The organism is Brucella sp. NBRC 12953 (assembly GCF_040369775.1).
Classification (GTDB): Bacteria; Pseudomonadota; Alphaproteobacteria; order Rhizobiales; family Rhizobiaceae; genus Brucella; species Brucella pseudogrignonensis.
In genome coordinates this window covers 410807-426080 of the sequence record NZ_BAABSV010000003.1, presented here as the reverse complement: position 1 = coordinate 426080, position 15274 = coordinate 410807, and the positions used below count along the sequence as shown (strand labels likewise).

Below are 15274 nucleotides of genomic sequence, written 5' to 3'. Positions count from 1 at the left end.
CTTTCTGGTATAATCAGGCAACTGCACGGCCGGGGAAAACGGCAATCGTGCTGGCATCGTCTGCAACGTCCGGCTGGGAGGACCGGGATTTCGGATAGACCGGGCTTATTTCATTGGCCCAATCGGTAAATTCGGAGAAAGCAGCGCTCCATGTGCGGTGAGCGGCTGATGCCAATGCGCCTTCAGCCGTACGCATCAGGGCTTCGCGATCCTGCGCGAGAATGGTGAGAATGCGCGTCATATCGGCCACGATCTGCGCATCATTGCCATTGCGGATTAAGATGCCGTCGCGACCATGATTGATCAGCTCATCGACAGCACCCACCGCAGTTGCAACCGGCACACAGCCGAGCTGCTGGGCTTCGGCAATCATCAGCGGTGCGCCTTCCCAGCGCGACGGCATCAAAAGCACATCTGCCCAAGCGAGATGGTTTGCAATATCTCTTCCGTCGAAGACCGGTGGCGAGACCTTCACGCCCGCATCTTTGAGACGCGTCATCCAAGATGCACTTGGATCGTCGGAAAGGATTTCTCCACCGATGGCTTGCGCTTCAAACACAATGCCATGCTCTTTGAGCTTGACGATTGCGTCATGTAACCGGTCGATCCCCTTTTGGCGATCAAGACGGCCCATATAAAGCATCCGAAATGGCTCACCCTTGCGTATCTGTTTACGCGCGGCTGTTACCTGCGCACGCAGCTTTGAATCAATGGAGAAGCTCGCACCATTAGGCACCGAGAATACTTTCTCAAACGGCACGCCAAAGCTGTGCAGATAGATTTTCAACTGATCTGAACAGGTGAGAAACGCGTCATAAGCGTGTTCGAAAGCAATCGCCGCATAGGGCTGGCCCGCTTGCCTGCGGAAGACGGTTTCGTCCACCACATGCAGATAACAGGCCGTGCGTGTGCCTTCCGAACGCAGCTTGCCCATCAAAGGATGCGCTGCCATGACGTGATTGTTGACCACGAGATCGAAACCGGAGAGTTGCCCGCGCAGGATGCCCCAATCAAGCGGATGATCTTCGGTTATGAAATCCTGCCCAAGGAAGCGGTTTGTGTCGCCCCACGCAGGAATACCTTCTTTCCAGAAGTGCAAATAGTCGAAGGATTGATCGAACTCGTCGAGCACATCCATGCGCTCATTGCCAAGCACGAACAGATGCGTTTCAAATCCCTGGTTCTTCAACTCACGACCAGCCGCATAAGCCACCTTCTCTGCTCCCCCAAAGGAGGCATTGGGCACCAGAACTGCAGCCGTCTTCTTTCTTGCGGTGTTATGCGCAAGCGGCAGAACTGGTCCACCGCCCATTTCATCGCGCAACACCTGATACATTTCTGAAAGTGCTGGCAGACGGCGCGGACGCCATGTCCAGCGCATGGCGGCACTTTGTTTGAGCGGGCTTGTCGCAATCGATGTCACCAGATTGAGCATCGACTGTTCGGGGCGGGAAAGCGCCCTGCGCTGACGAACGCGCGGAAATGGGAAGCGGACTTTCATGCGCGCCGAGGTGGGCCACAATTGCTGTGTACCCAATGACGCAAACCAATCCAGCGCATCGTTTTCGATGATGTCTTTGATCAGTTTCGTCGAGACGAAAATCAGATCCGCATGGGGCTGGCGCGTGCCGGAAGGCGTGATGTCAGTATCGATACGCCGCTCGTCTTCAACATTGGTCAGTTCGACAAAGACGATATTCGCCTGTTCAGAAAGCCTCTCAAGCCGAGACAGGATGTTTGGCAACAGCCGCGACCGCGCCAGAAGCTTCAAAGTTTCGGTGTTGGATGAAGCAAGAAAGGGCGGGAAGTGAAAATTATCCGGCTCGGAAACGCTACCCCAAAATGCGCGGATGGCATCATCAAATTTAAGATCAGTCGTGCCAAGGCTAAGATCAGTAAAAAGACTGACTGTTCCTTCACCTGCACGGATCACGCCATAGCGCGGACATTCCTCATGCTCGAAACCCACAAGCGTCGGGCGACGAAACAGCGCCTTATGTCGTTTGCGGAGAAAATTGATGGAGCCGGAGCGGTCGCGATTGGCTTCCTTGAAGCGGCTCTCAGCCCGCAGGCGATATTCGAACCCGGTGTCATGGCATGGCGTTCCGACGAAACCGGCTTCAATGGCCGAAAGCCAGAATTCCCAGTCTTCAAAACCGTTCTGCCGGTCGTCGTCAAAGCGCACGCCGCTGCGGAACACTTCAGCTGAAATCATTGAGCCGGTATCGCAGATATTGTCAGTAATGCAGTGAATAAGCCGCGAATAACTATCGCCATAATGCGCGCGCCAATTGACTGAAAACGTGTCGATATTGGTGTAAACCCAACCGGCATTGCTTGCCAGAAGCTTGCGATAAAGCGTGTCGATGGTTTGCGGTTGCACCCGGTTATCGGCATCTACAAAATAGACGGCCTTCACATCCGGCATCTCTTCAAGAATATAATCGACCGCGCGGTTGCGTGCGCCACCGGGGCCGGCATTCTCTCCGAAAATGACATGAATATTGGGATGTGCTGCCGCATAAAGCGCCAGACTGTCGAAAACTTCGCGACGCGGATCACCATCGACGGAGACGACGATCTGGGTACGGAAAACCGTTTCCGAGGCAAGAAGGGTTTCAAGCGCCTCAAGCGCAAGCGCCGCATGGCCATAAAGCGGCATGGCAACGACGATCAAATCTCTCGATCTATCGTACATTCGCAACCTCTTTGGCTAATTCCTGAACGGGGCTTGCGGCTTCGATGTGCTTGACCAGGCGGAAGTTGAAAATCTTCAACCAGGAAAAGTCGACTGAATCACCTGCAGCCTTGCTGAGCACGATCAGATCCATCGTGCGATCAATCGGCTCTTCGAGCATGAAATTGATATCGATCGGACGATTGGGAGCCACTTCCGACCAGCCACTGAACAAGACCTGTGCGCGCCGGCGGTCCATATTGGTGATCGCGTCGATCTCTTCCTTCACATCGGAAGCGAGATTGACCAGCAGCAAACCGGCCACGCATGGCTGTCCCTCAGGGTGGTCGATCACGGCACGCGCTGAAATCCGGACCGTACCGGGGGCAACAACCCGGCGGATGGCAGCGGCCGTAATACCTTCCTCAAGTGGATGGCAGCCGATTGCATCCTCATGTTCAAGAAACCGCACGGTTGGGAAATCCGGCGTCAGGGGGGTAACGGAAACATTGGCGACATTGCGCAGCAATTCAATCGGCAGGCGATAATCATCAACCTTGCGGCCATTGATGAGCGATGTCGGCACAATTGCGTTGGGCAATGATGCTGGCCGAACGCCCGGAAGCCCCGTAAAAATACGAAGTGCCAGCGGACGCATATCGAGATCGCCATGCGGGATGCGGGCACGAGCCGCATAGCGTTCATTGGCAATCACATTGCCCAACGAGAGTTCTGGTGGCACACCGCCGGTCGCGGAAATTCGCAGACGCAGGGTCCGGTGGCTACCATCGCAAGCCTTAGGCAGCGAGAAGAAATTCCATTCCGAATGAAGCGTGGCATAAGGCACGAGCCATTCGGCAATGCCTTCGCCATTCTCCAGATAATCGAGCGTTACGATCAGCTGTCCGTTGCGATTGGCAGGCATGTCGCGGAAATGCAGGGCAAAGCCCGAGACGGCATAGCTTGAAACTGGAAAGAGCTGTTCAATTTCCGATTCACGCAGCAAGCGTGCAAAACCTTCATCCTTTGGATCGACCAAAGGCGCATGGCTGAAAATCTCTGTAGAGGAATCCCAGTTGCGGGCGTGAAAGGCATCCTCGATAGCGCGATAATTTTCGAACATCGTTTCGCGTTCACGACGCAGCATCGCAAGCTCGGCATGCACTTTGCTCACATGGCCGACAAGCCGGTCGAGGCCGTTTTCAAGCAGCTGCGATACGAGAAGCGGTATGGTTTCAGGGGACGCCTCATCAACGCGCACGACGGGGACTTCAGGAATGGTACGCATCCGGTAAAGCTGCTGCAGGACGCCATTGAGTTCTTTTGCGCCCTCATCGGAAGCGGCAACAGCAACGAGTGGAAATGTATTCGCCAGACGCAGACGCTTGCCGTCTCCTTCAACGAAAGCTGTCAGTTCGCCGAGAGAAGTCGATTCCAACGCTTCACGATCACGCATTGAAGCAATGGCATAACGGCGGGTTTTCCGCGCCGAGATCGCTGGAAGTGGTGTGCTCAACATAATCATCCATTGTCTAAGAGCCAACTTGGGAGGTTTGGCTTCTACTCTCAATGAGAAAATACTGATTATGTATTGTCAACAATAATATAGCGAAGACTATATGATAATATTACGAATATTTGGAAGCTATTTAATTCAAAATTTGAAACAATATGAAAATATATTGAATACAGCGCTTAAACACGCAGAAATAAGGGATTTTATATTATATCATTTGGCCTTGTATGCCCGATTGTTGCCACATAACACTCATCGGCCATCTAATACTGCTTCGATCAAGGTTTTTTGCTGTTGTAAACATTCCGACAACCGAAAGCGCGTTTCCACTGTTCTGCGTGCAGCAGCACGCATCGGCAGGCACGCATCGGGATCTCGAAGCACGTTCAGAATCGTTTCCGCCAATATGTCGGTATCGTAAAATGGTACGAGAAGGCCATTTTTCCCTGCCCGGATCACCTCGCGCACCGGTGGCGTATCAGAGCCTATGATGAGCGCACCACATGCCATGGCTTCAATGACGGACCAGGACAGCACAAACGGATAGGTGAGATAGATATGGGCGGTAGAGATCTGGTAGAGTTTGCGCAGCTGCGCATGGGAAATGGTGCCAGGGAAAACAATCCGGTCCGGTGGCAGCTCGGTTTCACGAAGCAGATATTCGCGCCACGAGCCGCCACCGGGCGGCGGCGTGCCGTAGCTCACGCTATCTCCACCAACAAACACGAATATCGCGTCGTTATTTTGCCGGATAACTTTTTGCGCTGCTTCCAGTGCCTGAGGGAAACCTCTATAGGGCTCGAGATCGCGCGCAACAAATGTAATCACCCGGGATTCACCTGCCTTGAGCACGCGCCCGCCCGGCAGCTCAATTGAAGCGTGCCGGTCTGGATAAAACAATTTCGTATCCACGCCCTCATGCACGACCGCAATCCGCTTCTGGGCAGATTTGGGGTAAAGGCTCTTCTGCCAGTGCGTGGGGCTGAAACCGCCATCAATACCGTCGAGCGTAACAAGCTGGGCCATATTTCGCAGGCGCAGCCGCTTTCGCGTTTCCATATCCGGTCTGTCATCAGGCGCAAAGCCAACATCCGCGCCATGCGCGCGATAGAAGAATTCGCAGTAACCCAGCGCGGGTGTGGTGGGCAGTACGTCTTTCACGAACATCATACTGCCCCAACCGATGTGACCGATCACAATGTCGGGCGCTTGGCCATGACGTGCCATGGATTCCAGGGTTTCAGCCACCCGATACCCGATCCTCGTATGATGATCGGGTATTTCCAGATATCTGGCCATCGCCCCATTTGGGCGAGGACCAGATTCTACTCGGTGGCGGATGACGCGGACCGCTGGGAGGCGACGGTCCACTGTCTCACAAATCAGGCTGACATCATGTCCACTGGTAGCCAGATTCTCGGCTAACGCAGCAAACTGGCCGAAACCGCGCCTGTGCACAAAAGCTATACGCATGTCACAAAAAGTGTCCGGTTATCGGTCGAAAAACCGCGATTCAGCATCAAATGCCATAACGCGCGGCATTGCCCCACACGAGCTCAAGCCGGTGCAGAGTCTGGTATGCGATCTCGAGATTTCGAAGATCGTCGTCGTCGCGGGCAAGCACATGGCTGTAGGTTCTGCTGGCATTTCGCAAGCTCGTACACAGCCGTTCACCCTTGTCAGTCAGACGAATACGAGCCGATCTTTTATCCCTCTGAGAGGCAACGCGATCGACATACCCGCCGTCTGTAAGTTGTTTAAGATAATAGGAAATGTTGGAACCGACATAGTGCCCGCGATCCAATAGTTCACCCACAGTGAGCTCGACATCGCCAATAGCCATCAGAACCAAGGTCTGTGCTGGGCCAACGTCTTCCACGCCCAACTTGGTAAGCTCCGTTTTCAGAAGGCTTACAAAGCGACGATTCACTCTTTCTATCATCCGGGCCAGCTCGAAATGGGTAATTACAACTGTATGAACCGGATGTCTGCGTTCCTGTTTTTCGGCGGTAACTTCAGGAAAGTCGACGGAAGTAAATCTATCGACTGATGTCTCGACTTCCACTCCCTCGTGCAGAAGTTTTTGCATCTTTAGCTCTCCATTTTTCAATTTTACTTCAAATTTTGAAGAAATTTGCAGTTATATTTATTTGGCTCCTTTCACATTTCCCCGCCATAAAAACTTTTTTCTGTCACATTCTCTGCAGTATTACTTTACTGATCTTGAGAACTAGACCACACTTTTTAGGGATATCCGCCACCTGTGACCATTACAAGGCAGATCGCGTATGAATGATACTCGCGAAAACAATCCAGTTGGCAAGAGCCCAGCGGATAAAAAAAGGCCCGACGATTCTGTAACTACGTCCAAAAGCCTTATTTTCAAGGCTCGGCGCGTTTTCCTGTCAGGCCTGCTTTATGCGGTGCTTTTGAGTGCCTGTATCAATTTGCTACAACTTACTGTGCCCCTCTATATGTTGCAGGTTCATGATAGGGTGCTGAACAGCCGAAGCATGGACACACTGACCATGCTGACGATTCTGGCCGTGGGTGCGATGCTCGTATTCGGTGTTCTGGAATACATTCGGGCACTTTCGTTTCAGGCTATGGGCAGCGCACTCGTTCGCCGGCTAAACTTGGCAGTGCTGACTGCGGCCGTGCAGGCATCGGTCAACCAAGGCCTGCCAAAAGCCACCCAAACGCTGCGCGATCTCACTGAACTGCGCAGCTTTCTAACCTCACCCGCCATCAATGCGCCGCTTGATGCGGCTTGGTCGCCGATCTTCCTTGGTGTGCTGTTCATGCTGCATCCAATGCTCGGCCTGATCGGTCTGGCCGCAGTCATCATTCTGGTTGCCTGTGGTGTGCTGACCGATCTTTTGACCCGCAACCTCATACAGGAAGCCAATCAGGCCAATGTCGAGGCTGTCGCCAAAATCGGCAGCAGCCTGCGTCATGCGGAAGCCATTGAAGCCATGGGCATGTTGCCCGCTTTGGCGCGCCGCTGGCGCACCATGCAGATGCAGGCGCTTGAAGTGCTTGATCTGGGCGGAACACGAGCCCGTGCTATGTCATCCATTGCGCGAACGGCACGCTTCATTGTGCAGATCGGCTCACTTGGCGCCGGTACGCTTCTGGCGATGCAGCAGGAGATCACGCCGGGCGCAATGATCGCTACCAGCATCATCATCGGTCGCCTGCTGATGCCATTTGACCGGATTGTTGAGAACTGGCGCCAGTGGGTCAGCGCAATTGCAAGCTGGAAACGCGTTCAATCCCTGCTTTCCGAAAACCTTGCTGTACGTCAGACAATGCCAACCCCCCGCCCCAATGGTGATCTGGTTGTCGACAAGCTGATCTATGCGGCACCCGGCGTCGATGTGCCAATCATCAAAGGCATTTCGTTTTCGATCTCACCGGGCGAAGTGCTTGGCGTCGTCGGACCTTCGGCTGCAGGCAAGTCTACGCTTGCACGCTTGCTGATCGGTATCGTTAAGCCCACGTCCGGCGGTGTTTTCCTGGATGGCAACAATGTCTATCTCTGGGAACGCGGCTCTTTTGGCGAAATCGCCGGCTATCTGCCGCAATCGGTTTCGCTGCTCGACGGCACGATCAAAGACAACATCGCCCGCATGGGTGACAGCGATCCGCAGCGCGTATTGGAAGCCGCACGCCTTGCTGATGTGCACGAGATGATCGGGCGTATGCCACTTGGTTATGATACACCTGTGGGTGACGGACGACTGACGCTTTCGGGCGGTCAGCGCCAGCGTATCGGATTGGCACGCTGCCTCTATAACCGTCCGCGCATCATCGTATTGGACGAGCCGAACTCGAACCTTGATGCGGTCGGCGAACGCGCCCTGATGCGGGCCATCGAACACGCGCGCGACGACGGTGCCATTGTCATCATGATCGCACATCGCCCGTCTATCATGCAGGTCGCAGACAAGCTGCTGGTGCTCGAAAACGGTCGGATTTCGCAATTCGGCCCACGAACCGATGTGGTCTCCACACTTACCCCGGCCACGACTGGCCCTAAAATGGGAGCAGCAAGCGCATGATGGGCAAATCCGTTATTCCGCGTCGTGTTTCCAGCCTGCTCGCCCCGCGTGCAGAGTCATCCGACAACAAGTCGTTGACCCGATTTGGCTCTGTTAAGCCGGAATGGGCGCATGATATCGAACAGGAAGATATGAAATCGCCGCTGCGCGGGCTGATTATCGCAGGGCTTGCAACAATCGGCGTTGCCTTTGGCGGCTTTTTTGCCTGGGCCTATTCCGCCAATCTTGGCAGTGCGGCTGTGGCACTGGGTACGGTTATTGTTGATTCCAAACGCAAAACGATCAGCCATCTCGAAGGCGGCATTCTTGATCGGCTACTGGTGCAGGAAGGCGATGTCGTCAAAGTTGGTCAGCCGCTAGTCCGGCTCGATGCAACAAAGGCGCGATCCGAACTTCAATCTCTCGCAAGCCGTCGCATCGGTCTGATTGCAAAACTTGCGCGCCTGCGTGCCGAGCAGTCTGGTGCAAAGGAAATCACCTTTCCGGAAAAGTTTGCTGACGGTGGCGAGAATGCTGAAAACGCCGTTCGCGCAGAGAACATCTTTTTTCAGAAGCGCCTCGCCCAGAAGCTGAGCAAAATCGACATTCAGCAAAAAACCATTGAGCAATATACCGAGCAGGAAAAGGCTTCGACTTCACAGATTTCCGCGACTGATCGCCAGATCGAACTGATCACTGAACAGCGCAATGCTATCGCAAGTCTTGTTGAGAAAGGCTTCGCGCAGAAATCAAAACTCACTGAAATCGATACACGTTTGAGCCAGCTTTCCGGTGATCGCGGTGAATATGCTGGCGACAAGGCAAAGGCTGGACAGGCAAAAGCCGGCGCCGAATTTGCACTGAGCGCGATTGAAAGCGACCTTCAGTCGGAAATCGCTGGCGAGATTACATCAAGTCAGGTCGAATTGTCCGATGTGCAAGAAAGGATCGTGGCAGCCAAGGATGTCATGCGCCGTGTCGAGGTCAATTCGCCACAACAGGGCATTGTTGCCAATATCCGGCTGCGGACGCCTGGCGGCGTTGTGGCTCCAGGTGAACCGATCATGGATATCGTACCGGAAAACGAACCCATGGTGGTGGAAATGAAGATCAGCCCACGCGACATCGATAGTATTTCTTTGGGGGCAAGCGCGCAGATCAAACTGACAGCTTACAACCAGCGCTCAATGCCGCCGCTCGACGGCAGACTGACCTATATCGCCGCCGACCAGTCGCTCGACGAAAAGACAGATACGGCTTATTTCGTCGCCCGCGCTGAAATTACGCCTGAGGCGATTGTCGCCAATCCAACTGCACGACTTTATCCCGGTATGCCTGCAGAAATCATCATTGTTCACAAAGACCGCCGCGCAATCGACTATCTCGTGTCGCCGATTACCGACAGTCTCAATCGCGCATTCCGCGAAGATTAAACTGCATCCGGCTGCGTGCTTAACACAACAACAGCCGGATAGTCGTGAAACGTAACGAAAGAGTATTCTATAATATAACTCATCCATAGGTTGAATACGCTGAAAATACCCGCGCCGCGCATGTTCCGACATGCGCGGCGTCATCATATTGAAATATATTAATTTTTCCGTTCGAACCGATCCAGTTCAAATTTTGAAGTAAATTGGATTTAAATATAATCTAAATAGAAATTATAATGATATTAAATATACATCATAATTGTGTTTACAAAACTGTAATATAAATTATTCGTAATAATTTGTTACTTACGGATGCCAAAATTGCAACAATTAATAGTGTTGCAATCCTTATTGATGCGGCGCAAACTACTACAAGCATGATGGTCGGTTTATTCCCGGCCTTTTTGTAACCCATACAGGAACACAAGGAGAAGCAGATGGCCACTTTAGAAGGCGGCGCCTACGACGACGTGTTGTTCGGTTCCCGCTTTGACGATTTCATCCGCGCTCATGGCGGTGATGATCTCGTATTCGGAGGTGATGGCAATGACACCATCTTCGGCGATGACGGGAATGACATCCTCTTCGGCGGAAATGGTGATGACCTCCTTTTCGGCGGAAACGGAAATGACATTCTGTTCGGTGATGCAGGAAACGACATCCTGAGCGGCGGCGATGGGAACGATGTGCTGTTTGGCGGCGCTGGAGACGATGTTCTTCAGGGCGGTGCAGGCTCGGATCTTCTCTTCGGCGGCGAAGGGAATGACATTCTCTTGGGCGGCGACGGCAACGACATCCTCGATGGCGGTGCTGGAGATGACATCCTTATCGGCGGTGCCGGTAGCGACGTCTTCTTGTTCAATGGCGGCGGCGGAAACGACGTCATCCTTGACTTCAACCCAGGCGAAGACATCCTTCAGATCCAGCAGGGCATCAATGGCCTTGATGTCAATTCGGCGGATGACCTCGCAGACCGTGTCACACAGGTTGGTGGCAATGTCGTTGTCGATCTCGGCAATGGCGACACCGTTACCCTCGTGAACACCAGTGCAGAAGATATACAGGCTCATCCCGACCAGTATTTCACTGTCCACTGATTAAACGATTGAGTGCGTGCCCGGCATCCTCCCGCCGGGCACGTTCCTTCTTTAATTCTTTTCAATCTCGATTTTTGGCCCGACCCAGCCTCGTTAGCGCTGCTTCTGGCCCTGCATTTCCAACAAGAATGAAAGGGCGCTCACATTGAACCTCGACCATTCGGCGGACACTGAAAGCAAAACCGAGAATCTCTCCATTTGCCGTCTATGCGCCGACGTGGCTGTGGTCATCTGGGATGTTCCCGGCCCGGCTCGCTCCACAAACAAATGCACGCTGGAAACGCCTGTCCAGCCCGTCCCGCTGCTCAGTGTTGGCATTCCGCTGGAAAATGGCGGGATGCGCATGTTCTGGGCCATGCGGACCGGACCCGAACCAATCGAATTATCGCTAAGTGCGGGTTCATTGGGACCTACGGCACAAGCAATCCTTTATCCGGCCAATGAGCTTGCAGCATTCGATGTCAATCATGTCGTCAGTGATCTCACTTTGCCCGGCCATATCAAGCTGCTGACCAATATCCTCACAACCTGGCGCAGCACGTTCCGGCTGACGCGAGATCAGGCATTCGCATCCCTCGTGCGCGAGCTGACTTTCGCGTTAACGCCGGAACCCCGGGAAGCACAGCATTGTGGTGAACCTGTTTCCGGGCATCATCTTCTTGAAACAGCCGTCGATCCGATGCTCGGCGAAATCTCTGCCATTTACGGCATAACGCCGGGCAGCGTCATGGTCATCCCGCCGCGATTTGTGCTTGGTCAGCAGGGCCGCAATGCCTGGCAGGCCTGCCATCTTCTGGTTGAAGCTCCGCAGGATCTGCCTTCATCGCTCCTGCTTGTACTAAGCGGGCAGAAGGGTGTCGCAGTGCGCAAAATGGCAACCCGAACGGCAGAACAGAACGACTTCACCAAATGGTGGAGCAAATGGAAGAGTAACGGTGCTTTGCGGGAGTTTCTGGTTCGCCAGCTGGGCAAAATCAACGCGGCAGGGACCGCCGTTGCCATTGATTTACAGACGCGCTCGCCGCTGCCTGTCCGTCAAATTGCGCAATCTGCTTCTCAGCCGGCAGCCGAAATCGATCTGGCGCTGGCATTGGATGGGGGCCTGATCGTCGGTGGCTGGATGCATGATCCTTCGGCCATGCTAGCCGATATCGAATATTTGCCTGAAGGCGGCAGTGCTCAGTCGCTCAAGCCTTATTTCCATAAGTTTGCAGGCAAAATTGCCAAGCGTGAGGATGCTCCACAAAGGGACGTGACAGGCTTTGTTGCGTGGTTGCCATCGGCAAAAAACCTTGGCGCATTGCTGCAGCCGCGTTTTCAGATGCGGCTTACCTCGGGCAGCACCGCACCACTGGTGCCTGCGCCACAACCTTTTGAACCATCCGCGCAGCGAATGCGGATCTTGCGTTCCGTCCCGCCACAACAGGCGCGACCGCATGTGTTTGAACAGATTCTCGCGCCCGCACTCACAGAAGTTGAAAAGAAGATCGGCGCAACGGTGCGCATCACGGAAGTCAAAGAATTTGGCGAGACGCCTGCTTCTCCTTTGGCCTCGATCGTCATCCCGCTTTACCGCAATCTCGATTTTCTGCGGTTTCAGTTTTCATCGATGGCAACTGATCCGTGGCTGATGGCCAATGCTGAATTTATCTTCGTGCTCGATTCACCTGAAATTCAGGATGACACGGAGCATATGCTGGGCGGCCTCAACATCCTGCATGATATGCCGTTCAAGCTTGCAATCATGAACCGCAATGGCGGGTATGCGCGCGCCTGCAATGCGGGCGCAAGCATCGCCACAGGCACAACAATTGTTATGCTCAATTCGGATGTGGTGCCTTCCGAACATGGTTGGTTGCAGCAGCTGATCCAGCCGCTATTCGATGAGCCGAAGCTCGGTGCAATCGGCCCGCGCCTTTTGTTTGAAGATGGCTCTCTGCAACATGCCGGGCTTTATTTCGCCCGCGATCGACAGGGCATCTGGCTCAATCATCACTACCACAAGGGTATGCCCGGGAATTATGCGCCTGCGCGCCGTGGGCGTGATGTTCCGGGGGTAACCGGCGCGTGCCTGATTACCCGCAAGGACATCTTTGACCTCGTGGGCGGTTACAGTGAAGACTATGTCATCGGCGATTACGAAGATAGCGACCTGTGCCTGAAAATTCGCCAGCTCGGTTTCCAGATTTACTACGAGCCGAGCGTTGCCCTCTACCATTTCGAGCGCCGCTCAATCCGCCGCAGCGCGGATTATATGCGCGGCCTTGCCAGCCAATATAATTCCTGGCTGCACACGCAGCGCTGGAACGAAGAAATCAGTGAATTGATGGCCCCGCAACACGACGAGATGCAGCTCTCAATGCCCTCAAATGTGATCGTGGCCAAATCTGAAAGGAGCGCCGCTTGACGGAAGTGGTAATGCTGAAACAGCCAGAACCTGAAGCCAAACCAGCAATACCCGAAGAACAGATTGACTGGCTGATACAATCTGTTTTGAAGAACCGGTTTCTGCCCTCACCCGACCCCAACAGCGTGTTCGTCGGAGACGGCGATTATCGCGCCGTGGGTGCCGAGTTCCTTGGTCATTTCATCCGCAAGGGCGGGCTGAGGCCTGATTCACGCGTGTTGGATATCGGTTCCGGGATTGGCCGCATGGCCGTACCACTGACCCAGTATCTCGACACGGCGAAGGCACGCTATGCCGGTATTGATCCTGTGGTCGGTGGCGTTAACTGGTGTCGCCAGAACATCACTGCGCGCTATTCCAATTTCGAGTTCCGTCATCTCGACATTGCCCATGATCTTTATAATCCAAAAGGAAGCGTGAGCGGTCTGACCCTCACATTGCCTTTTGCGGATAAGAGCTTCGACTTCGTCATCATGACCTCGGTGGTCACGCATTTACCGCCTGACGAGGTAAAATCCTATCTGGAACAGATTTCGCGCGTCCTGGCGCCTGGTGGCAAACTGTTCATGACTGCCTTTGTCGTGGACGACATTGCCGCTCGCGACCGGCACGGCAAGCGCGACAAGCGCCTCTCCTTTGAGCGTCACGGAACCGGCCCTTGCTGGTTTGTGCCGGAACTTCCGCCCCTTGCGGCGGTCGGCTTCGAAAACGGTTTTCTGGATCGTGCGCTTACAGGTGCCAAGCTGGAGCTACAAACAAAGTCCTTTGGACATTGGCGCGGCATTGAAGCCGATCACTATCAGGATGTCTTCATTGCCTCGCGCGGAGGTGGCGTCTGATGGCCCCGCGTGTACTCATCGCAGCCCACAACCATCCATCGCTGCACCCCGGCGGAACGGAAATTTTCGCCCATGATCTGTTCCGCGCCTATCAGCGGGCAGGCTGTGAAGCGATGTTTCTAGGTGCAACCAACAAGGTGCATCGCGAAGCGCGTCCGGGCACGAGCTTTCAGAGCATCGGCAATGGCGGCGATGAAATTCTGCTGTGGTCAGGGCACTTTGATCGCTTCTATATGAGCCAGATCGACCTATACGGAATTGTGCCGGATATTGTTGAACTGCTGCGTGACTTCAGGCCCGACATTGTGCACCTGCATCATCTGCTGCTTTTGGGCGCAGAATTCCCGCATATCGTACGCCGCACCCTGCCCGATTGCCGGATTGTCCTGACGCTGCACGATTATTACCCTATCTGTCATCATGACGGGCTGATGGTTCGCACCACCGGCAAAGAACTTTGTCATGGGGCAAGTCCAGATCGCTGCCACGCCTGTTTCAAAGATATTGCGCTGGATAAATTTGTGCTTCGTGAGCGGCACATCAAATCGCTGCTGAGCACTGTCGATGCGTTTGTTTCCCCAAGTGCGTTTCTTAAACAGCGCTATGTAGAATGGGGCCTTGCCGATGATCGCATTCAGGTCATCCCCAATGGCCAGCCGGAACGTCCAAGATCAACGGCTGTTTCGCATGAGCGGTCCAAGCCGACCTTTGGCTATTTTGGCAATCTCAACCCGTGGAAGGGTGCAACGGTTCTGCTTGAGGCCGCAAAGCTGCTCATTGCCGAGGGATTTGATTTCGAGCTCCGTGTTCATGGAGCAGCTCCCTTCCAGAGCGAGAGCTTTGTCGGCGAAGTCGATGAGCTTTTTGCCCAGACATCTCCTGTTGTGCAGCGGCGTGGTGCTTATCGCCGCGAGGATATCGCGCAACTCATCCAATCCGTGGATTGCGCCGTCATGCCTTCGATCTGGTGGGAAAACGCTCCACTCGTCATTCAGGAAGCACAGGGACAGAACCGTCCCGTCATCTGCAGCAATATTGGTGGAATGGCCGAGATGATCACTGATGGCATCAATGGTCTCACCGTTCCGCCCAATGATCCGCTGGCGCTCGCCCAAGCAATGCGACGCATGGCGGAAAACCCGGACCTGCGCCAGTCGCTTGGCGAAAACGCGCGGCACCCGGACACCATCGACACCACCGCAGCACGCTATCTCGATCTGATTGGATCCTTGCGCGCGGCCCGTGTCGAGGCAGCATGAGAG

The 15274-nt window shown here is 54.2% G+C and carries 10 protein-coding genes; 6 read left to right on the top strand and 4 right to left on the bottom strand.

Annotation, left to right across the window (positions count from 1 at the left end; translation table 11 throughout):
* Positions 1 to 13: 13 nt before the first annotated feature.
* The 4 genes from ABWV94_RS09420 to ABWV94_RS09405 all read right to left on the bottom strand — a co-directional run bounded on the left by ABWV94_RS09420 (position 14) and on the right by ABWV94_RS09405 (position 6282).
* Positions 14 to 2698: a glycosyltransferase gene (locus tag ABWV94_RS09420; protein ID WP_353413380.1), complete on the bottom strand. Its 2685-nt coding sequence runs from the start codon at positions 2696 to 2698 to the stop codon at positions 14 to 16.
* Entirely contained in the window at positions 2688 to 4196 is a 1509-nt protein-coding gene (locus ABWV94_RS09415) for a DUF6212 domain-containing protein (RefSeq protein ID WP_079213257.1), read from the bottom strand. The genes ABWV94_RS09420 and ABWV94_RS09415 overlap by 11 nt, the downstream gene beginning before the upstream one ends.
* 249 nt (positions 4197 to 4445) lie before the next feature.
* Positions 4446 to 5666, bottom strand: coding sequence for a glycosyltransferase family 4 protein (locus tag ABWV94_RS09410; RefSeq protein ID WP_113159658.1), 1221 nt, complete (start codon positions 5664 to 5666; stop codon positions 4446 to 4448).
* Positions 5667 to 5712: 46 nt separating this feature from the next.
* Positions 5713 to 6282, bottom strand: a complete 570-nt coding sequence (locus tag ABWV94_RS09405; RefSeq protein WP_007877300.1) for a MarR family transcriptional regulator — start codon at positions 6280 to 6282, stop codon at positions 5713 to 5715.
* A gap of 199 nt (positions 6283 to 6481) precedes the next feature.
* On the opposite strand from ABWV94_RS09405, the gene ABWV94_RS09400 reads away from it, so the two are divergent.
* From ABWV94_RS09400 to ABWV94_RS09375, 6 genes are all read left to right on the top strand, one after another.
* The gene (locus ABWV94_RS09400; protein WP_353413378.1) at positions 6482 to 8257 is read left to right on the top strand and encodes a type I secretion system permease/ATPase; all 1776 of its coding nucleotides are present in this window, start codon (positions 6482 to 6484) and stop codon (positions 8255 to 8257) included.
* A complete protein-coding gene (locus ABWV94_RS09395; RefSeq protein WP_353413376.1) occupies positions 8254 to 9669 on the top strand; it encodes an HlyD family type I secretion periplasmic adaptor subunit in 1416 nt (471 codons plus the stop codon). Before ABWV94_RS09400 ends, ABWV94_RS09395 begins: the two co-directional genes overlap by 4 nt.
* Before the next feature lie 437 nt (positions 9670 to 10106).
* A complete protein-coding gene (locus ABWV94_RS09390) occupies positions 10107 to 10766 on the top strand; it encodes a calcium-binding protein (RefSeq protein ID WP_353413374.1) in 660 nt (219 codons plus the stop codon).
* Between the two features lie 145 nt (positions 10767 to 10911).
* Complete coding sequence (locus ABWV94_RS09385; RefSeq protein WP_353413372.1) at positions 10912 to 13173, top strand: glycosyltransferase family 2 protein; 2262 nt, start codon at positions 10912 to 10914, stop codon at positions 13171 to 13173.
* Positions 13170 to 14012 (top strand): class I SAM-dependent methyltransferase, encoded by an 843-nt coding sequence (locus tag ABWV94_RS09380; protein WP_502905160.1) that lies wholly within the window; start codon positions 13170 to 13172, stop codon positions 14010 to 14012. The genes ABWV94_RS09385 and ABWV94_RS09380 overlap by 4 nt, the downstream gene beginning before the upstream one ends.
* Entirely contained in the window at positions 14012 to 15271 is a 1260-nt protein-coding gene (locus ABWV94_RS09375) for a glycosyltransferase family 4 protein (RefSeq protein ID WP_353413370.1), read from the top strand. Before ABWV94_RS09380 ends, ABWV94_RS09375 begins: the two co-directional genes overlap by 1 nt.
* Positions 15272 to 15274 lie beyond the last annotated feature (3 nt).